We start from the raw sequence: 21,807 nt of genomic DNA on the forward strand, positions 1-21,807 counted from the left end.
AAACAACCTCATAATGAAAAACGTTATCATACTAGTACTTTTGGTTTGCTTATTGTGCCCTTCCCTTACTTCGGCGCAACAAGATCCTCAGTACACTCAATATATGTACAATATGAATGTGGTGAACCCGGCGTATGCGGGAGCCAAAGAATTGCTGTCTGTCACAGCCTTGTATAGAAAACAGTGGTCGGGATTTGACGGTGCCCCCGAAACTATTACCTTTTCGGCTCATTCTCCCATAAGCGACAAGGTGGGTCTGGGACTTTCAGCTATAAAGGACGAATTGGGCCCCGTAAAGGAGACCAATGTATATGCAGATTTCTCTTATACCCTTCAAGTGGGTGAAAATTTAAAACTAGCACTGGGTCTAAAAGCCGGCGTTACCTTTCACGATGTAGGCCTTTTAGATTTAGAATTGCAAGATCCAAACGATCCGTTTTTTTCTCAAAACATCAATAACACCTATCCCAATGTTGGTGCCGGCGCATTTTTCTATGGCGATAAATTCTATATAGGTGTATCGGTTCCCAATTTCTTGAATTCGGTGCATTTGGATGAGAACGGACTTAAATACGGAAGCGAGACCAATCACTATTTCGGAACCGCCGGATATGTGTTTCAGCTAAGTGAAAACACAAAGTTAAAACCCTCTGTAATGGTGAAATCGGCATTCGATGCGCCTCTTTCATACGATGTGAATCTCAATGCCTTATTCTACGAGAAATTTGAAATTGGAGCTTCTTACAGACTGGACGATTCGTTTAGCGGACTGGTAGGCTTTCAAGCCACAGATAATATTCGAATTGGATATGCATACGATCATGTGGTATCCGATATCAATGTGGTGAGTGATGCTTCTCACGAAATCATTCTGACCTTTGACATTGGTTTCTCCAAACGTGCACTACGCTCTCCAAGATACTTTTAACAACAAATCTAATTTCATTGAAGATGAAAAATATATACCTCATACTATTACTTTTTACATTCGGCGCTTTTCAGGTCGAAGCTCAAAATAATGACACGAAGAAGGCCGATCAATTATACGACAGATTGTTGTATACCGATGCAGCCGAAGCTTATCAAAAATTGCTGAAAAACGGTAAAGGAAGTCGTTATGTTTTTGAACGCCTGGCAAATAGCTATTATTATATTAACGATACGAAAAAAGCCGAAACCTTTTACGGCAGAGTTGTAAAAGGGAAAAAAGTTGAAGCCGAAACCGTGTACAACTACGCTCAATCACTAAAAGCCAATGGAAAATTTAGTGACTACAATACCTATATGAAGCAATTCGCCGAAATGAAACCAAGTGATTCCAGAGCAATTGAATTCATGAAAAACCCCGATTATCTCCCTACCATTATGGAAGAAAGGCCTCAATACGAAGCCAAGAACATGGAAGAAATAAATTCTACTTACTCCGAGTTTGGAGGAACTATGTTAGGGAAGGAATTCTATTTTTCTTCAGCAAGAAATACAACCCGTAAAAAACACGGCATGAATGAAGAACCCTTTTTGGACGTGTATAAAGCCACCGACGTGGGCGGTACCATTAAAAATGCCGAATTAATTAAGGGAGATGTCAATACAAAATTTCACGAAGGGAATGTGGCCATTACTTCAGATGGAAAGCGCATGTATTTTGACCGAAACGATTATCACAAAGGCGATTACGATAAAAGTGCCGAAGGGATCAATCAGATAAATTTATACTACGCCGAAAATATAGACGGTGTTTGGAAAGACGTGCAATCGGTTGCCTTTAACAGCGATGAATATTCCACGGGACATCCGGCCCTAAGTCCCGATGAAAAGACCTTATATTTTGTGAGCGATATGCCCGGAGGAAAAGGCATGAGCGATATTTATAGTGTTTCCATTGCAACCGACGGAAGTTTGGGAAGCCCGGTACGCTTGAGCGATGCCATTAACACCGAAGGAAAAGAGGTCTTTCCATATGTAGACAACAGTGGAAATCTGTACTTTTCGAGTGATGGACATTTGGGCATTGGCGGACTAGATGTTTTTGTGGCAGATATTACCAAAAGCGGCTTTGCCGAACCCATAAACATGGGAAAAGGTGTGAACAGCTCTGAAGACGATTTCGCTTTTAAATACAACCCCGATACCAAGACAGGATATGTTTCATCAAACAGATCGGGCGGAAAAGGAAGTGACGATATCTTTGCGATCAAAAAATTAGAATTTTGTGAAGTGATGTTGGATATGTTGGTCATCAATGAATATACGCGTCAACCCATAGAAGGGGCTCGATTAGACCTGTACGATACTCTTGAAAACATCCTGGGAAGTAAGACCACCAACGCTGAGGGGAAATCTGTGCTAACAGCTGCCTGCGATAAATCGCACGTGGTACAGGCGGTAGCTCCCGGATATGAGAGCAATGCCTTGACCGTTGAGGCCGCTAACGATACCCGTATTTCAAATGTACTGGAACTAAGACCTATTGAAGCGATTATTGTGGATGATAAGATTCAACTCAACCCTATTCTTTTCGATTTGGACAAACACAATATTAAGCCGAAGGCTGCCTTCGAACTGGACAAATTGGTGAGTCTCATGAAGAAATATCCCAACTTAAAAATTGCGGTGGAAAGTCATACAGACAGCCGTGCGAGTGATGAATACAACATGGATTTATCGGAAAGACGTGCACAATCGACCGTACAGTATGTAATCGCACAAGGAATCGATAAAAATCGCATTAGCGGAAAAGGATTTGGCGAGTCTAAACCGGCTGTTTCCTGTGGAGATAATTGTTCCGAAGAACAACATCAGAAGAACAGAAGGTCTGAGTTTTTGATCATAGAACGTTAATAACTGATTTCAATATCATCTAACTCGTACGTACCGTCATTTTCGGGATTGCCGCTGCCTGTGTATTTCCAGGCTATGTAGCCTATTCTTGTAACGTGTAGGGCTAACATTTCGGCGGACTGCTACTTTTGTGAGTGTGCTTCAGAAGCGGCTCACGGAGCTGCGAACGACTCGGAAGGACGAGCAAAAGTAGGTACGTGAATTTGTCGGAACCTCTTTAGTTTATTAAATGTAGTAATTTCTAAATTATTGACTATCTAACCGCTGAATATTTAGCCTGTGTTAGCTTGCGTTAATTTTATTTTGAATCTAGTTTTATTCTCAGGAAATTCTTTTGTCATAAAGAAAATGGATTTATGTTTTTTAAAGTAATATTTACGAGTAGACATTAATTTTTTCTTAAAATCTTTAGAAAACTTCCTTTTATGACTACGATTTTGAATTGGAACTTCACTGTTAGTAATAATTTGTAATGTTCGTTGATTTAATGCGTCATGGGTAAATCTTTCTGATATATATTTTTTATATATTTTCTGAAAAGTTTCTTCTGAATTTATAAATCGATAGTTTGAAGGCAAGGTCGGATTTGCTTTATGAAGCTTTTCTAAAGCACTATTTAGGTTTAAGGAATCTAAAAATTCATTATAAAACTCGTTGTATCTTATTAAAATATCACTTTGTTGAATTTCTTCGAATGATCCTATAATTCCCCAAAATGGAGATGGCTTATAAATTTGTATTAGTTGCATTAGATATGCACCGTAACAAACAGCTAAAGTTATAAAAAGATGATTTCCGATTGCATTATTAATTTTAACAAGTTGTTCGTACAAGTTATTCCATTCTATGATTTCACCTGAAGTTAATATTAATCCTTTTTTTAATTTGTCTCCGTGAATTTCAAAATGTAACATTGGGAATATCTTCTCTACAGTACATTCTATAAAAATACGTTCGAATAATTGAAAAAAATCATTTTTGTTATGCACTTTGACCAATTCCGAACTGAGATCCATCCGTTTAAATGATTTCCATCGGAGCAAATCATTATATAATAAAGAGCCAGTTAATTGATCCTCATTTTCATTTAGAGACTCAATAACATAGATTTTATTAAATGTAAATTTACGGGTCAAATTAAATGCAGGCTAACGTTTGTGTATAATATTAGTTGTGTGTTTAAGCACCTAATTTAGCAAATACAAACCAAACAGAAAATCCGCGAGGATTTTCGTAAGTAGGCTAGAACTAGCAATTAATTTTATGGTGTTAGGTGTAGTTATTTTAATTAATCTATCAGCTTATCATTATCTGAAATCTTTCTTAATTTTTCTACTGCATTATTTTTAATTTTACTAACCATAGACGGACTTAAGTCAAACAATTCTGCTATTTCCCTTAGTGACATTGCGTCTTGTGAGCCAATTCCTGCATTCAATCGAAAAACATCTGCTTCTCTTGGCGTAAGTTGTTCTAAATATTTTTCAATTCTTTGGTAGTATGTTTTTTGACGTTCTTGCGATTTCAAAATCGCACTTTCACTTAATTTTTGTAATTCACGTATTTGAGCATCTAAGTCAGACTTTTTGATGTTTTCAATTTCTTTAATCGCTTTATCATTAACATTTTCCTGTAAATACATTTGCCCAAAGTTTAGAAATCTTTCTGTTGAATAAATATGGAAATCTTTACCTGAGAATGTTTTCATTTCTTCAAGTAATTCTTGTCTAGGCCCAATTGTTTTACCATTTTTTAGCTTCCAAATCCAGTCTTCTTTTCTTTCATCTGAAATCAAGATTATTGATTTTTTTTCGGCTTTAGATTTTTCTAAAATTTGCAACCAAAAAATGAGGTCTCCGTATCTTGTCTCCTCAGGTTTTTTATGGTCTTCATAACCTGGTGGTATTTTTTTGTCAAACCTTAATTTTCCTTCTTGATATATTTGCTTTATTCTTTCCTCATCAAATTTTTCGGTTATTTTACCATTGAAGAGCTTGTCTATTTTGTTGAATATTTCATCATTCTCTGGCATTTTTAGAAAAGATTCAATATGTTCTTTCACTTCCTTTTCTACATTATTGAATACTTTACTTAATGAATTGTGCAAACTGTCTGATAAAAAAGGTGGGCTGTCTTTAGAATTAAGGTCGTCTTCAATAATTTTTAATTTTTTTAAAAAATCGTTATGAGAGTTTTCTTGGTCTGATATTATTTCATATCTATTTCGATTGTATTCTAATCCAACTTGATACGCCAAGAATATTTGTTTTTCAAATTTTTTAATCAATTCTAAAATTGCAACTCTTGTAGAATCAGAATATCTGTAAAGATTAAGAATAACATTTGTATCAAATGTAATGAGACTGTTTTTCCAAAGTTCTTTTAACTCTTTCTCAGTCTTTTTTGAATATCCACTATATAATTCTTTCATCATAGTTTTGAGTGAGCTTTAATTACACCTAACGTGTTTGTGTATGATTAGTGGCGTGTTTAAGCACGGAATTTGGTAAATAAAAACCAAATAGAAAATCCGCGAGGATTTTCGTAAGTAGGCGAGAACCAGCCATTAATTATACACGGTGTTGGCGTTAGTTTTTATTTCAGTTTCTCAATTTCTACATTAAGTTTAATTAAAATTTCTTTTTGTTTTTCTATATCCAAATCATCGCAGATATAATTACATAATTTTGATTTATCTAATTCTCTTATTAAACTTTCAGCTCCATACTTATCTGTTCTTGTTTTTACTTTGTAAAATAGTTCTTTGTCAAAGTCGTCTGGCAAAACAAGCAAATTCTCAATACCTATTAAATATAAATTGTTATGTTCATTTTTAGGCATTATTCTGATTTCTAAATTATTAAATGTTTCTTCAGGTTTATCTGTGTCACTATCATAAAGCAGAATGACTTTACCTGTTAGCATATTTGGATTAGCTCTAAAAAATGTTTTTGCTTGGTTTAGAGCAGAATTTCCAGTGTTTTCAGCATTCCCATTTTCATTAATTCTACCAATCCATTTAAAGTCAATAGAATTTTCATCTATTCCGAAAATCTCAACTGCCTTATTGTAATATTTCTCATCGGTTTCTCCTTCTAAAAGAACATTAATTATATTGGGCTTTAGAATATGAGTTACGTTAAAAGCACTTTTTATTTTTTCTTCAGGTGTCCAATTATAAAATTCAGGATTATTAGATGTTATAATTTGTCCTGCGTCATTTCTCTTTAAAACTATTACTTTGTCATCTACCCTGTTTGAATTATGAATTATAAATGGTGAGTGTGTTGCAATAATTATTTGAGATGTTTGTTCATTTTCGCTACTAAATAAGTTCTTGAAATAAGTAAGAATTTTTAATTGCCAAGTAGGATGAAGGCTTATTTCTGGCTCGTCAATTAAAATCAAGGCTCCTTTTGAACTTTCCTTATTTTTTAATAAAAAACTTCCTCTAAAAACAATTTGCTTCTCGCCAGAACTCAATTCGTTAATGGTCATTTCATTTTCTCCTTGTGCGAAAACAATTTCCTTTTGATTATTTCGATTTTCAATTCGATTGAATTTTTTTGTTGGAAATATTGATTCAAACGCTTTCGAAAACCTTTTGGTTCTAACATCTACTTTTGATTCTTCAACAGGCTGACCTGTGTTATTCCTTGCCCATTCTGTAAGTTCTAAAGCATCTTGATTTTGTATGTCGATTAGTAGCTGAGCAATTTCAGTAGACAAATCGGAATTTGAACGTTCACTATGAATCTCTTCGCTATCAATATTTTTTGCTGTAACTGACTTTATTCCTTTTGATGTAAAATTTATTTCAACATCAGAAAAGATAGTTTTTAATATTGGTCTTGTATCATTCTGAATGAACAAAGTTCCTTGTAGAGATAAAATAGTATTATCTATATTTTCGGCTGTAATGCTAATTTGATTCCAACTATTTGTGATTGAATAGTCAAAACCAATTTTAAAAATATTATTTTTTAAAGGCTGCTTAAAAAAGTCTTTTGAGTTTTCACTTTCTTTAAGCGTCTTAATTTCATCATCACTTAATTCAATTTCAAAAGTTCTTTTTTCGTCTCTTTTTTTAACTTCAAGGCTATAATTTGAAAAATTAAAAATAGTATTTAGAGTTACTGATTTACCGGTTCCATTTTCTCCGGCTAATATTATGGTATTAATAGTTTTTCCTGTATTATCCGTAAAATCAAGTTTTGTATTTCCTAAAATTGGATGATTTTCAAATTCTATTTTTCGTATTCTCATTTTTTTTAAATTAACGCCAACGTATTATATAATCTATTTTATTCGTCTTACCCCAAAAACTTCCTCAGAATAATAATAGTCTTCTTTAGTTCTTAGCCCTTAGAAGCAATACATAATATTGCCCCTAATAAAAAAGTAAAAATCCCAGTGTATTATTGCAATGGTTGGGGTTGCACTAGGATGTCATTGTCGTTCTTAAAATTTGATAATATTCATCTAATAAACTGTCATCGACAAAACTTCTATAAGCAACTATTCTCTTATTTGGATAATCCCACTCTTCTTCAACAAAATAATTATCGACTGAATAGAGGAGAAATTTCTTGTTCAATTCCTTTTTTGCGCACAAAAAAATACCATAATCACATAAGAAATCAAATTTATCGAATTTGTTTAGCTTATTAAAAACCTCAATCTTCATTGTAAATAAATATTCTAAGATTCTGAATTAAGCCTGCCGGTAGGTAGGCTGGTTCAGAATGACAAGTTTTAATACTTTACAGACAGGCTCATTTATAAATTCAGTTTAATTAAACCACTGTTGCCATGGAATTCTACTTAAAAGAAAAACCAAGGCTATGGTATAAAAAATGGTAAGCACCTTAAATTTGGGTTTGGAAACCAGTTTCTTTTTGTGTTTTGAATAGCCCACTGTTATTAAAATAACCGTTAAAAGCATTACAATTGGGTGTTCGATGGCATACAATCTGAATTCGGAATTTTTCATGATTTCTCCCATCCCCAGGTTTGATATATTCTGAAGACCCAAAGGAGACACAAAAAACAGAATCAGGCCTATTAAAAATTGAATATGTGTTACTATAAGGGCGAAGAGGGCAAGTCTGAAGTCTTTGGGACCGTATTCTTTATTAGTAACAAAGCCTGCAAGGGCATTAATAGTGGCAATCACTACCACAAACACGACCAGATAGGCCCACCATGAATGAATGAATTGTAATGTTGAGTACATAGTTTTGGTTTTAGTTAATTTATATAAAGGTAGGAATAATTACCATAAAAAAGAGGCTACTAAATAATAGCAGCCTCTTTCATTTTTAAGATTTAGTAATCCTTAGGAAGGATTAAAAAGAGTACTTAATAGATCCGTTATAGGTTCTACCATTGGTTGTATAGTACCCAAATGCATCGCTATTAGACAGTCTTATATAGTCAAACACATTATACACATTTGCTCTAAAAGTAAGCTCATTACTTCCCAAGTCGAAATCGTATGTAAGACCTGCATCGGTGATAGCATACGGACTTAGTCTAGATGGCATATAATCAGTCGCTGAGGTATTAACATCGGTATATTCGTAGTGACGCTCCTGGTGTTTGATACTTGCATCCACACTAAGACCTTTTACTATTTTTACAAGTCCGCCAAGACCCATGGTAAGTTGAGGGGCATTGGACACCTTCACACCATCGCGATTCACACCGTCACTTTCTGAAATAAGTGCTCCTGTTGCATCATTATAAATAAAAACACTGGACTCTCCTTTGTAAATCCAACGTCCTCCGGACAAAAATCCTTGCAACGTTAGCCAGTCTGAAGCCTTGAAACTAATGTCGAACTCGGCTCCTGTATGGAATTGTCTGATCCCTCTTTGGATAATATTTATTTCAAAATCATCCGTTTCATCTTTTGGAGTACCATTGTCATCGATACCGTCATCGGTTAAAGTTCTGTTGTCCCAATCGGTTACATAGGCATTGAAATTTGCCTTAATTCTATTCGATTTGAAATGATATCCCCCTTCGAAAGAAGTGATAGTTTGATTGTCAACTTCAGGATTCTTTATTAATTCGTTCGAACTTCTAATATCTACAAAAATATTATCCAAATAAGGTTGTCTTGAATAGTAACCGGCATTTGCATATATTTTGTGATCTCCGGCAATCGTATAAGAAAGACCTCCTTTAACATTATAACCTGTTTTGCTTACTTTGTCCGACTTTCCTAATCCGTCTTCGTCCTCTATAAAACGACCATCTCTTTGGTAGGATTGATTAGAAAATGCTCCCTGAACAAACATAGAAAATACATCGGTTGCGTATTCCATTTGTCCAAAAATTCCTTGGTAGTTAATGTTTTCGGAATAATCATACCCAATTCTATCTCCTTCATCTGCAAAATTAGATAATGCTGCCCATGGAGTTGGGTCAAAAGTAGCCGTGATTAATAATCCTGGGTTATCGGTACCATTATCATCCCATCCCGATAATCCGTATAAATCTGTTACTTGTCTAAAGTGATCTCCTCTATAGAATCGAAGGTCGGCTCCCACATTCACGTTGAAGCTTTTAGAAAATTCGTGGTTTAAATTTGAAACCATTCCAAACCACTGGTGATTGTTCACAGAGGCTCTTCTAATATAACCTGATCCAAATTCACCACCATAATCACCACCAACTCCAACTATGGCATTGTTAGCCGCAATAGCGTCATAGTCTATTTGACCAATAAGAGGGCCATCCCCATCGGGATCTTCGGTTCTCTTTCTTGCCGAACTTGAACCCAAATTTCCGGTTCCTCCACCACGACCCCATGAGGCATACGCCACTGTCGAAAGATCGGTTACATCACTTATATCCCAGTCCCAGTTCAAGTTAATAACCGGTTTGTGATAGTAGTTTTGTCTTTCAGACTCAATTCCGTCAGAAGTATAGCCCCAGTGTTCGTTGAACTTTGGATCTGCTGCGATACGTTCTTTAGACTGTGACCATTTTTGACCGTGTAATTGTGGTGCACCTGTGATCAAGAAATTAAATGCATGTGTTTCGTTTGGCTTATACCCAACAGCAAAGAAATAATTTTGTCCCTGTCCATAAGTTCCTTTTGACCATTTTCTATGTGCCTGCCAGTAATCTACCAGGGCAGAAAAAGCCCATCCATTATCGTTTATTCCCGTGTTGTAAGCAACTGTACCTTTGGCATAACTATCGTTACCTCCTAAAAAGCGAGCAAAACCACCGGCTTTTCTGTCGGCTGCTTTCATTACAATGTTGGTAGTTCCACCCACCGAAGAGATAGCCAATTTTGAAGCACCAAGACCTCTTTGTACTTGAATTGCGGTGGCAATATCGGCAACACCGGCCCAGTTTGACCAATATACCAATCCATCTTCCATCCCATTTACCGGTTGTCCGTTTAGTAAGATGGCAATGTTGCTTTGGTCGAATCCTCTTAAATACAATTGAGAATCTCCAAATCCGCTTTCACCTGATACGTGTGTAGAAGGAGCGCTTTTAACCGCTTCGGTAATTTCGACATTCCCTATTGCTTTTCTTTGAATTTCTTCAGCAAGAATAGTAGTAACAGCCACAGGTGTTTCTCTTCCACCGGCAAGATCGATTACTCCTTTACCAACAATCACTACCTCCCCTAAAGCGTCGGCATCTAAATCCAGACTGACAGAACCTAAGTTGGCTGATCCGTTTACCAGAGTGTAATTAATCTTTTTGGAAGAATATCCCACAAAAGAAACGGTTACAGCTCCTTGATTTTTGGAAACATTCAATGTAAAGTTTCCGTCCATATCGGCCACTGTACCGTTGGAGGTTCCGGTTTCAACCACGTTCGCACTCGGAAGCGTTTCCCCGGTTTCCCCGTCTAGTAAGGTCCCCGTAACGGTTCCTTGTGAAAAAGCAGCAAAGCTGCCTAATAGTAAAATAAAGAGTAGTAGTTTTTTCATAAGTGTTAGTTTTAGTTAAATAAATTTACCTGCAAAAGTATTTTAAATAAAACTTTTACACGGCAATAAATGTTAAGAAATTAACAATATTTCTTAACATTAAAATTACTATGAATTATATAAGCTATTAATTCACAGGCTTTTAATTAATAACAATCTTATCAACAAATGAAAAAGAGTTCATTTAAAAAGGAATACAATCTATTTGTTCCCTTAAAGGAGAGATAAAAGCGAAATAATCCTCATGAAATTCGACGGGTAGGGGTTTTGAAAAAGGAAGATCCTCTTTAAACGGGTCTACCTCTTTTCCGTTCTTCCAAAATCGATAACACACATGCGGACCTCCGGTATTTCCGGTCATTCCTATCCAGCCAATTACATCGCCCTGCCGAACGTATTGCCCTACTCTTGCATTGCGACTTTTCATGTGTAGGTATTGTGTCTCGAAGGTACTGTTGTGTTTTATTTTTACATAATTTCCATTGCCTCCTCTGCGTTCAGATTTAGTGACGGTACCGTCTGCTGTGGCGAGAATAGGTGTCCCCATGGGAGCGGCAAAATCGGTACCCCGATGCGGTCTCAATTTGTACCCGTAGTATTTAATACGTCTGCTTAAATTATAGCGCGAGGATATTCTGAAATTAAATTTAATGGGCGACTTTAAAAAAGCCCTTCTTAGATTATCGGCCTTTTCATCGTAATAATCTGCTACGTGCTTTACCGAATCGGTTTCGAAGTTAAACGCATATAAAGGTTTGCCTTTATGCTCGAAATAAGCCGCCTTTATATCTTCCAAGCCGGCAGAAATAGTATCATTGATAAACTTTTCGGTGTAGATAACTTTAAATCTATCCCCCGGTTGTAAATGAAAGAAATTAACTGTCCATGCATATATATTCGCCAAACGATCTGTCATATACGGACTTAAATTCTGTTCCTCCATTGTTTGAGAGAGGGAATTGGTAATAACTCCCGAAGCCTCTCTTTCCTGAAAACGAATTGGTTTTCTATCGGTATAGCAATTCACTGTATCGCGAAAATCTACTACTGCAAAGTCAATTTTGTTCGTTTCGTAAATAAAAACCTGAGTAGTATTTAAGGAATCTTTGGAATTTAGTAATACATAAGGTTTTCCAACTACGATTTTCCGAACGTCGAAACTGTCTTTAAACTTATTGGCTACTTCAAATATTTTATGCTGGGGAACACCATTTGCATCCAGAATAACCCCAAATGTATCTCCGGGTCTAATGGTGTCACGTATTACGTTAAAGTCGTTTAGGGTGTAGCCGTATTCTTCGATGATGGGAATCTCGTCAATTATTTCTTCTTCAACCACATCATCTTTGGTCGTGTCACAGGCTATAAAAGCTAAAATCAGGGGGAGTAAATAGGTTAGTTTCTTCAATTTATGTTTTACATTTTGCTAGACATTGGTTCCCCAATCTCTTAATTCTTGTTCGGTCCATACTTCCGGGAAGAATATTCTTCTTTGGTATTTTGGGTGCATGTATTTGGTCCATTCACTTCCACCCGTTGCTTCGACCGTCTTATTATTTATATTGAGGTATTTGTTAGCCGTATTATAATGGGACATCACCCAGGTAACGTTCACAGTATAATCATAATGACGCATGGCGTCTCTTAATTTAGGGTCTTCCTTCACCTCTTTAGGAAGTTCTTTAAATTTTGCATACAAATTTATAGTATTATATTCTTTTGTAAAGGCGATAAATTCATTTTTATATCGTTCCTCAAAAGCGGTGAGTAAGCGGGATTTTTTACCCGTTTTATAATCCTTCCCTGCAGCCTGCCAATACAAATGTTCCAAGGCGTGTTCGAAAGGTGTATCTCTGTCTATCGTATCTCTAAACCTTGCATCTATTAAATTGATGAGGTCTGTGGAAGCAAATTCAATTTTTCGATACTGCGCACTTTGGAATCCGCTGGCCGGAGTTAGGGTCGTTCTGAATTTCATATACTGCTCAACTTCCATTCCATCACCCATAATTGTAAATGAAGAGGTAAGCATATCGAAATAGCGGCTAATTCGCATTAATTTGGTTGAAAAAAACTGAGCTGTGATGTTTTTGTTGTGTGCTACCTGATCTATTTCCCAAAGTATCATTTTAAACAATAACTCGTTAATTTGATGGTACATGATAAAGACCATCTCATCGGGTAAGGTTGTTCTTTGCGTTTGGAGATTAAGCAGGGCATCGGTTTGAATATAATCCCAATAGGTTATGGGCTCGCTGTACAATAAGCCTTCCAAATGCGTATTCAAATCCTGACCAATGGTGTCATATTTTTTTTCCAGCTGTTCTAAAAGGCTCTTCATTTCAGGGGTTATCTCCATGATTTAGTCTGCAATAATTTTAAAAGAGTGTTTAAGTCCTTTGAATTGTGTTAGCGTTGCCTTTAAGGAACCTACTGCCAAATCTGCTTTTATAAGCAACGGCATTTTATTTTCGTCATCACTTACCCAAACTGTAAGGCTCTCCTTTTCCTTAAAAACTCTTCCCGCTTGTACGTAAGGTCGAAAAATTAAACACCTAACTTTGCCAAAATTAGTATTTAGGGTTTCCCTACCCAAAAATTTAAGCCTGAATTTATAATTTTCCTTGTCGAAAAACATATCCATATCCATCGTATCACCCACTTCGAGATTTTTTACGTCCAGATTGTTTCTCAAATAGTAAAAGGAAGAGACCATATCCTGGGCATCCTTTGGAAAGGAAACAATTTCGGTTTCGTTGTGTTTTTTATTTAATATGGTAGCCTTATTGGTATTGTGATTAAAATCTATCTGAATATCTTTGGTATGTCCTCCTTCGTCAATCTTCCGAATAAACCGATATGGAATATCCTTCTGCTTATCTACATACGACTGGTAGTAATCTTCAACATTAAAGAACCATCGTGAAACGCCAATTGTTTTTCCTTCTCCTTTTATGTGATATACCTCTTTACCATTGAGTTTTGCGTTATTTACTTCCAAAGTAGCATATCCGGCAGTTACAAAACCATAATGCACTCTAAATTTAAACCACTCGCCGTCGCCATAGGATTTCTGTTGTGCCGCTACCGAAGTAACCACCCCGAGTAAACATACTATAATTAGTCTTTTCATAGGTTTGGGTTATTGTTTATGAAAGCTGAAATGCAACTTCCATTCCAAACTAAAAACTCCATCAGAATAGTCGATGGAGTTTAGGTAATGTTACAACTGCCTTAGAGCGTTCCTCGCGCAGCCTGTTCGCGTTCAATAGACTCGAACAAAGCTTTAAAATTTCCGGCTCCAAAGCCTTTGGCACCCATACGTTGAATAATCTCAAAAAAGAGCGTAGGTCTGTCTTCCAAAGGTTTTGTAAATATTTGCAACAAATAACCTTCTTCATCGGCATCCACCAAAATAGAAAGCCTTTGTAATTCCTTTATATCTTCCTTCATCACGTCCATATGAGTTCCCAAACGTCTCGGGATATCGTCGTAGTACTCTTGTGGCGGAGGCGGCAAAAATTCTACGCCACGCGCTTTTAATTGTGCTACGGTCTTAATTACATCGTCTGTCGCCAATGCAAGATGTTGTACCCCGGAATCTTCATAAAAGTCTAAATACTCTTCAATTTGTGATTTTTTAATTCCTTTGGCAGGTTCGTTGATAGGAAATTTGATACGGCCGTTCCCGTTACTCATCACCTTACTCATTAATGCCGAATATTCGGTGTGAATTTGCTTGTCGTCGAAGGAAAGGAAATTTACAAATCCCATCACATCTTCGTACCATTTTACCCAGGTATTCATTTGTCCCCAACCTACATTGCCCACCATATGGTCTATGTATTTAAGACCTGTTGGCTCCGGGTTATAATCCGACTTCCAAGGTCTGAATCCGGGAAGAAAAACACCCTTATAATTTTTGCGTTCCACAAACATGTGTACAGTTTCACCGTATGTGTAAATTCCGGCGCGAACTACTTCTCCATCTTCGTCCTTTTCGACCGTAGGCTCCATATACGACTTTGCGCCGCGTTTAGTGGTTTCCTCGTAGGCAGAACGTGCATCGTCTACCCAAAGGGCAATTATTTTTACTCCGTCACCGTGTTTTACAATGTGGTCGTTAATAGGAGATTTACTTGTTAAAGGTGTGGTGAGTACAATACGAATCTTATCCTGCTTCAACACATAACTTACCGAATCCCTTGAACCCGTCTCCAGACCTTTATAGGCGTGTGATTGAAAACCGAAGGCGGTTTTGTAAAAATGTGCCGATTGCTTGGCATTACCTACATAAAATTCGACATAATCTGTTCCTAACAAGGGCAGAAAGTCTTCGGCGCCTTCAAATATTTTTTCTAAGCCGTAGTCTACTGATTTAATTTCTTTACTCATAATTTGATAATTTGATAATAAGCCAATTGGCGAATTAGCCTATTTTGGAAGTGCTATTTATTTTATTTAAAATTTTTAAAGTGTTATTTTTCTTACCGCTCTTGTCTTTTCTCTACTATCTAACTTCTATTCTCTCCTTACTTTTCTCTAATATCTAACATCTATTTTCTAATTTCCAGAAATAGCCCCGATTGCAGCGGCATCCTCCCAACTTGATTGGGAGATACAGCGGAAAGCGGGAAAAAGCTCCTGCATTATTTTTATTCGAGCCATGACTGATAATAGGTTTCGTCGGCTATTTTTAGGGCTTCTTCGGTTACTTTTAAGGGTTTGAATGTATCGACCATCACTGCCAGCTCGTCTGTTTTTACCTTTCCGATACTTCGCTCGGTAGCTCCGGGATGCGGTCCATGTGGAATTCCGGCCGGATGCAACGAAATATGGCCTGCATCTACATCGTTTCTACTCATAAAATCGCCGTCTACATAATATAACACCTCATCGCTGTCTATATTGCTATGGTTGTAAGGTGCGGGAATACTCAAGGGGTGATAATCGTATATTCGCGGCACAAAACTACACACCACAAAGGCATCGGTCTCGAAGGTTTGATGCACCGGTGGCGGCTGATGGATTCGGCCCGTTATTGGTTCGAAATCGTGAATGGAAAAGGCATAGGGGTAGTTAAACCCGTCGTATCCCACCACATCGAAAGGATGTGAGGCGTAAACCATTTCGAAAATTTCGTTTTGCTTTTTAATTTTAATCAGGAAGTCCCCTTTTTCATCATAAGATTCCAGTTCCATGGGTTTGCGGATGTCCCTTTCGCAATAGGGGGAGTGTTCCAGGAGTTGGCCAAACCAGTTTCGGTATCGTTTGGGTGTATAAATTGGACGATAGGATTCTACAATAAACAAGCGATTGTCTTCGCTGTCGAAATTAATTTGATAGATAATACCGCGAGGTACCAGCAAATAATCTCCGTATTTAAAATCCAGATTCCCCATGTGGGTGCGTAACTTTCCGCTTCCTTTATGAATAAAGATTAACTCGTCTGCATCGGTATTTTTATAGAAATACTCTTTTTGAGACTCTTTGGGCGCTGCGAGTATGATGTTGCAATCGTTGTTGGTAAGTACGATTTTCCGACTGTCCAGGTAATCATTTTCGGGAGCCACCTGAAAGCCGCGAAAGCGATACGACTGCATATTGTTTGCCTTGGCTATTTTAGGCGCAACGCTGTATTGCTTTTCAATTTTTTTAACCTGAGTAGGCCGTTGTTCGTGGTATAAATTACTATACATCCCGTCGAAACCAATGGTTCCAAAAAGTTGTTCGGAATAAAGCGTGCCATCGGGTTTGCGAAATTGTGTATGTCGTTTGGGAGGTATCTTTCCCAATTTGTGATAAAAAGGCATAATATGGGTGTTTGCTATACAAATATCGGAAAAAATATGATGGTTTTTGTCTAAGGTTTTATTAAAACCTAAACCCCACCGTTACATGCCACTCGCCTTCGTTACGCTCGGGAGAAAACGAATATTTTGCCTCCACAGGCCCTAAGAAGGTTTCGAGTCCGTATCCCAACGCAATCGCACTGTAATCCACTCCGTCAATCCATTGTCCGTTCCCAAACAGATTGTCTCCTACATTTGCAATATTTCCTGAAATATTGATGTGGTTTTTTCGGAAGATTTCATAGTCCAAAGTTATTGTAGACTTTAAATAGGTATCTCCTCTGAGGCTTAGCGCTTCGTACCCGTAAAGCGATACCAAGTTATTGATATCTTTAAAACCATAACCCCCAACAAAGAAATCGAGCGACTTGGTATTCTTTCCTCCAATTTTAAAGCCGCCTTCGGTGGATAGCACTGCCGAAAACTTATCTAAAAAGGAAAATGCATAACCTGCTTTGGCTTTTGAGATTGAAAATTGGTCGAAGTTTTTGTTCAGGCCTTCGGCAAACAGATAGAGGTGAAAGTCTCCTTTAAAATACAAGCCTTTATTTGGGAAAAAACTATTGTCGTATGTATCGTACTTTAAATACCCGTAGCTGCTGAAATAATTGGTGCTTTCAAAGATGGTTCTTGGGTTGTTATCTTCGTCTATGCCTATAGATTCAGACAAATAGCGAAGCCATTTGTGCTCGACCCCCAATCCCAATAAAAAGGAGCGTCTAAAAAGCGTTTCAGCGTATATCTGATTGGTTACATCGTGGTATTTAAGGGAAATTCGATTGAGTTGTGTATTTACTGCAGCAAAAACTTCACTGTCAACAAAATCTATGGGAACACCTTTTTCGAAAGTATTGTACCTAGAATTAAGACCGATGCTCCAATAATAACCTTTGTCGATATAGTAATCGAAATTGTAGCGCACATTGTCTCCTACTATAAAATCGAAAGAGGCTATATCGTTGTTCGTAAAGATGCGCTTTTGGGTCACATTTATCAAGGCTGCTGTTCGAAAGAGGTCGTCATAATGTGCTCCCAATCGCAACAATGTATTAGTGCGACTTTCACGCACATGCAGCAATACCGTTGTTTCTCCATTCCTGTCTTCAATAAACCTGTAATTTATATCCTGAAAATTTCCTGTGGCAGACAGGTTATTTATTCCCTCGTTAAAACGCTTGTATGAAGTTTTTGCGGGAGTAAGAAGTTTTAATTTACCCAGCACATACGACCGGGTATACTTCTCAATTCCATCAATACGAACTTCTTTAATAAACAGTGAGTCGCTTTTTACAAAATCGATTTTCACTTTTGGTTTTGCTTTTTGTTGCGCTGCCAGCTGCAGTAATTCATCTTTAAAAGTATTGGCTTCATCCTCACCTGCCTTTATAATATTTTCTCCCTGATCGAAGGAAACAACCGTGAAATCATCGATATTGGGGTGAATATAAATATCTGTTTTGACCCGCTTTTTTATCATGTCGTTAATGGTGCGGTAATTGTTAATTTGAACCAATACGTCGAAAGCGGTTTTTAATTTATCCCGCGTACGAAGTGTGTCTTGCACATCTACTCCAATTACTATATCGGCTCCCATGGCTCGTACTTCATCTACCGGATAATTATTTACCACCCCCCCGTCAATCATTAAGGTTTCATTAATAATTACCGGACTAAAAAGCGAGGGCAATGCACCGCTGGCGGTAATCGCTCTGGGGAGGTAGCCTTTGTTGAGAATTACTTCTTTTCCTGTCTCGACATTAGTTGCAACACAGAAAAAAGGGATGGGGAGTTTATTAAAATCTTCCACATTGTTAACATGGGCAGTGAGTTTTGATAGAAAATTATAGACATTCTGCCCTTTAGACAAGGCCGATGGAAACGCAACCTGAAACTTGTCGAAAGGAAGTGTAAGCGCATATTTTTCAGATTCTTCTTTTTCGTAAAAGGTTTTGGCGCTACGCGGAATTTGATCCTGAATTAACTCGTCGAAGTTAATTTGATTAAAAATGGAGTCTAATTGCCTTGCACTATATCCCGAAGCGTATAGCGCCCCTATAATCGCGCCCATACTGGTTCCTCCAATATAATCGATTCGTATCCCCGAATCTTCAATCACTTTTAATGCCCCGATGTGTGCCAGTCCTTTTGCGCCCCCACCACTCAATACCAAACCTACTTTTAGGTCTTTGGTCTCTTGCTCTTGCGCAAGGACTAATCCTGAAAGTAATACAAGGAGTATAAAAGTTATTCTCTTCATTCGGCGGATTGAAAATGGGTTATAATTTTTTGAGCTCTGTTCGCTCCAACTACCTGGGCAAGTTCTTCGAAACTAGCCTTGGCAATACGTTTGGGACTTTTAAACTGTTGTATTAATTCGATTACTGTTTTTTCGCCAATCCCGGGAATGGTCTCCAATGCTGTATTTAAAGCATCTTTACTTCGCTTGTCTCTGTGAAACGTAATTCCGAATCTATGGGCTTCGTTTCGAAGTTGCTGAATTATTTTTAAGGTTTCCGATTTTTTATCCAAATACAACGGAATGGGGTCATCGGGATAGAATAGTTCTTCCAAACGCTTGGCAATTCCTATTATAGCAATTTTCCCTCGCAATTCCAATTTATCCAAACTCTTTAACGCCGAGGACAATTGTCCCTTCCCTCCATCTATGATGATTAATTGTGGTAAGGGTTGCTCCTCTTCGAGCATTCTTTTATATCTGCGGAAAACTACTTCTTCCATAGAAGCAAAATCATCGGGGCCTTCTACTGTTTTTATGTTAAACTTTCGATAGTCCTTCTTGCTTGGTTTTCCGTTTTTGAAAACCACGCAGGCAGCTACAGGATGTGATCCCTGTATGTTGCTATTGTCAAAACACTCTATATGACGAGGCTCTTCGGATAATCGAAGATCCTTTTTCATCTGCGCCATGATGCGTTTTTCATGACGATCGGGATCTACAATTTTAGCCTGCTTAAAGCGCTCCATTCGGTAATACTTGGCGTTTCGGGTCGATAAATCCAAAATGTGTTTTTTGTCTCCGGCCTTCGGGATATGCACTTTTACTCCATCTTCCACTACAATTTTCAGAGGAACATAGATTTCTTTGGATTGTGAATGAAAGCGTTGCCGCAATTCGATTACGGACAATTGTAATAAGTCGGTATCGGTTTCATCCAGTTTCTTTTTTATTTCGAGGGTGTGCGATCGAATGATCGCGCCAAAGGACAGCTGAAGAAAATTGACATAGGCATAACTTTCGTCCGAAACGATGGAAAAGACGTCTACATTGGTGATCTTCGGATTTACAACCGTAGATTTTGCCTGATAGTTTTCAAGAATATCTATCTTTTCCTTAATTCGCTGAGCGTCTTCAAAGTTGAGGTTATCGGCATAGGTTTTCATTTGCTTTCTAAACCGCACCAGCGAATCTTTAAAATTCCCTTTTACAATGTTTCGGATGGACTCGATGGTTTCGTTGTATTGCGCCTCAGAATACAACCCTTCACAGGGTCCCAGGCAATTACCCAGATGGTATTCCAAACACACCTTATACTTTCCGGTCTGTATTTTTTCTTCAGCCAGATCGTAATTACAAGTACGAAGTGGATACAATCCTTTAATAAGATCTAATAACGTATGGACGGTTTTCATACTGGTGTAAGGACCAAAGTATTCGGAGCCGTCCTTTATAAGTCTGCGTGTGGAAAAAACTCTTGGAAAACGTTCGTTTTTTATACAAATCCAAGGATAAGTTTTATCATCCTTGAGCATGACATTATACCTGGGCTGGTATTTTTTAATCAGGTTATTTTCAAGTAAAAGCGCGTCTGTTTCGGTGGCAACTACAATGTGTTTTATGTTATGTATTTTCTTTACCAGTAAGCGTGTACGGGCATTATCGTGTTGTTTTGTAAAATAGGAATTGACCCGTTTCTTTAAATTTTTGGCCTTTCCTACATAGAGCAATTTTTCATCCTTATCGTAATACTGATAGACCCCCGGCGATTGGGGCAGCGTAGAAATTTGTAAGGGAATAGACGCTTCTGCCATACCTCAAAGATAGTTGCATTTTTGCTTTTAAAAAGCGCTTCCTTGTTTCAATTATTGTTAAAGAAGGGTTAAACCCAATACGTTATATTTATCCTAACATTCTCGGTTTATTTTTTTACTACATTGCATTAGCTAATTACAACGAATGAACATAGCCATTTTATCCCGCGGAGAAAAGCTATACTCTACCCAAAGTCTCTTAAAGGCGGGAGAAGCCAGAAATCATGTAATGGAAGTCCTGGACCCCGATCATTGTGAATTATCGGTGGAAGAAGGAAAGCCGGTGTTAAAATTTCAAGGCGAGCTTGTAGACGATTTACATGCAGTGATTCCACGAATTGGCGCTTCCAATACTTACTTCGGATCTGCTTTGGTGCGTCATTTTGAGGCTATGAAAGTATTTACAGTGGTCACCGCCGATGCCATTGTACAATCCCGTGATAAATGGACTAGCTTTCAGATATTGTCGCAGGCTGGTATTCCCACTCCAAAAACAGTGTTGGTACATCCCATTAATTTTGAAGATCAGTTAAAGAGTTTTGAAGGAAAACCAATAATAATAAAACTATTGGAGGGCACGCATGGGCAGGGTGTTATTTTAGCCGAAACTTATCAGAACGCACTCGCCACGATTGAAACATTACATGCGGCGGGGGTGAAGTTCTTGCTTCAAGAGTACATAGCCGAATCTATGGGCGCCGATATTCGAGCAATTGTGGTCGATGGTGTGGTAGTTGCAGCTATGAAACGACAGTGTAAAGCTGGGGATTTTAGGTCTAATTTACATCGGGGAGGCTCCTCTCAAGAAATTACACTAAGTAGTGATGAGCAGACTATAGCTCTTAAAACCGCAAAGTCACTTCGTCTGGGCGTGTGTGGGGTGGATATTTTGCAATCGGAGCGCGGTCCTTTGGTACTGGAGATAAATTCTACCCCCGGGCTGGAAGGTATCGAAACCGCCACAGGCAAAAACATTTCGAAAAGCATCATTGGATATATTGAACGGAACAAGCGATAGCTGTACTGTTTTCCTTCGCTAGAACATTTGTCGCTAAGTTTTATATTAGGAATGCATTTTAGTATCTTGCAATTGTGTTAAA

The 21,807-nt window shown here is 37.7% G+C and carries 15 protein-coding genes; 3 read left to right on the forward strand and 12 right to left on the reverse strand.

Annotated elements, in window-relative coordinates:
- Positions 1-13: 13 nt before the first annotated feature.
- Positions 14-928 (forward strand): type IX secretion system membrane protein PorP/SprF, encoded by a 915-nt coding sequence (locus ATE92_RS04535; RefSeq protein WP_100802572.1) that lies wholly within the window; start codon positions 14-16, stop codon positions 926-928.
- Positions 929-951: 23 nt separating this feature from the next.
- Positions 952-2,841 carry an OmpA family protein gene (locus ATE92_RS04540; RefSeq protein ID WP_100802573.1) on the forward strand — a complete coding sequence of 630 codons (1,890 nt, stop codon included), beginning with the start codon at positions 952-954 and terminating at the stop codon, positions 2,839-2,841.
- A gap of 272 nt (positions 2,842-3,113) precedes the next feature.
- Here the strand turns inward: ATE92_RS04540 and ATE92_RS04545 are convergent, their stop codons facing one another.
- From ATE92_RS04545 to uvrC, 12 genes are all read right to left on the reverse strand, one after another.
- Positions 3,114-3,977 (reverse strand): hypothetical protein, encoded by an 864-nt coding sequence (locus tag ATE92_RS04545; protein ID WP_100802574.1) that lies wholly within the window; start codon positions 3,975-3,977, stop codon positions 3,114-3,116.
- 152 nt (positions 3,978-4,129) lie between these two features.
- Positions 4,130-5,275, reverse strand: a complete 1,146-nt coding sequence (locus tag ATE92_RS04550; RefSeq protein ID WP_100802575.1) for a PIN-like domain-containing protein — start codon at positions 5,273-5,275, stop codon at positions 4,130-4,132.
- Positions 5,276-5,436: 161 nt separating this feature from the next.
- Positions 5,437-7,107, reverse strand: coding sequence for an AAA family ATPase (locus ATE92_RS04555; RefSeq protein ID WP_100802576.1), 1,671 nt, complete (start codon positions 7,105-7,107; stop codon positions 5,437-5,439).
- A gap of 526 nt (positions 7,108-7,633) precedes the next feature.
- The gene (locus ATE92_RS04565; RefSeq protein WP_100802578.1) at positions 7,634-8,077 is read right to left on the reverse strand and encodes a hypothetical protein; all 444 of its coding nucleotides are present in this window, start codon (positions 8,075-8,077) and stop codon (positions 7,634-7,636) included.
- A 112-nt stretch (positions 8,078-8,189) separates the two neighbouring features.
- A complete protein-coding gene (locus ATE92_RS04570) occupies positions 8,190-10,805 on the reverse strand; it encodes a TonB-dependent receptor (RefSeq protein WP_100802579.1) in 2,616 nt (871 codons plus the stop codon).
- Between the two features lie 184 nt (positions 10,806-10,989).
- Entirely contained in the window at positions 10,990-12,213 is a 1,224-nt protein-coding gene (locus tag ATE92_RS04575; protein WP_100802580.1) for a peptidoglycan DD-metalloendopeptidase family protein, read from the reverse strand.
- An 18-nt stretch (positions 12,214-12,231) separates the two neighbouring features.
- Entirely contained in the window at positions 12,232-13,146 is a 915-nt protein-coding gene (locus tag ATE92_RS04580) for a tryptophan 2,3-dioxygenase family protein (protein ID WP_232729110.1), read from the reverse strand.
- Between the two features lie 21 nt (positions 13,147-13,167).
- Positions 13,168-13,938, reverse strand: a complete 771-nt coding sequence (locus ATE92_RS04585) for a DUF3108 domain-containing protein (RefSeq protein WP_100802582.1) — start codon at positions 13,936-13,938, stop codon at positions 13,168-13,170.
- Between the two features lie 101 nt (positions 13,939-14,039).
- The gene (gene hppD / locus ATE92_RS04590; RefSeq protein ID WP_100802583.1) at positions 14,040-15,200 is read right to left on the reverse strand and encodes a 4-hydroxyphenylpyruvate dioxygenase; all 1,161 of its coding nucleotides are present in this window, start codon (positions 15,198-15,200) and stop codon (positions 14,040-14,042) included.
- 260 nt (positions 15,201-15,460) lie between these two features.
- Entirely contained in the window at positions 15,461-16,618 is a 1,158-nt protein-coding gene (locus ATE92_RS04595; protein ID WP_100802584.1) for a homogentisate 1,2-dioxygenase, read from the reverse strand.
- Between the two features lie 61 nt (positions 16,619-16,679).
- The gene (locus ATE92_RS04600) at positions 16,680-18,914 is read right to left on the reverse strand and encodes a patatin-like phospholipase family protein (RefSeq protein WP_100802585.1); all 2,235 of its coding nucleotides are present in this window, start codon (positions 18,912-18,914) and stop codon (positions 16,680-16,682) included.
- Entirely contained in the window at positions 18,911-20,707 is a 1,797-nt protein-coding gene (gene uvrC, locus ATE92_RS04605; protein WP_100802586.1) for an excinuclease ABC subunit UvrC, read from the reverse strand. Before uvrC ends, ATE92_RS04600 begins: the two co-directional genes overlap by 4 nt.
- Before the next feature lie 145 nt (positions 20,708-20,852).
- On the opposite strand from uvrC, the gene ATE92_RS04610 reads away from it, so the two are divergent.
- Positions 20,853-21,725 (forward strand): RimK family alpha-L-glutamate ligase, encoded by an 873-nt coding sequence (locus ATE92_RS04610; protein WP_100802587.1) that lies wholly within the window; start codon positions 20,853-20,855, stop codon positions 21,723-21,725.
- Positions 21,726-21,807 lie beyond the last annotated feature (82 nt).

Origin of the sequence: Ulvibacter sp. MAR_2010_11 (assembly GCF_002813135.1) — a bacterium.
Lineage (GTDB): Bacteria > Bacteroidota > Bacteroidia > Flavobacteriales > Flavobacteriaceae > Altibacter.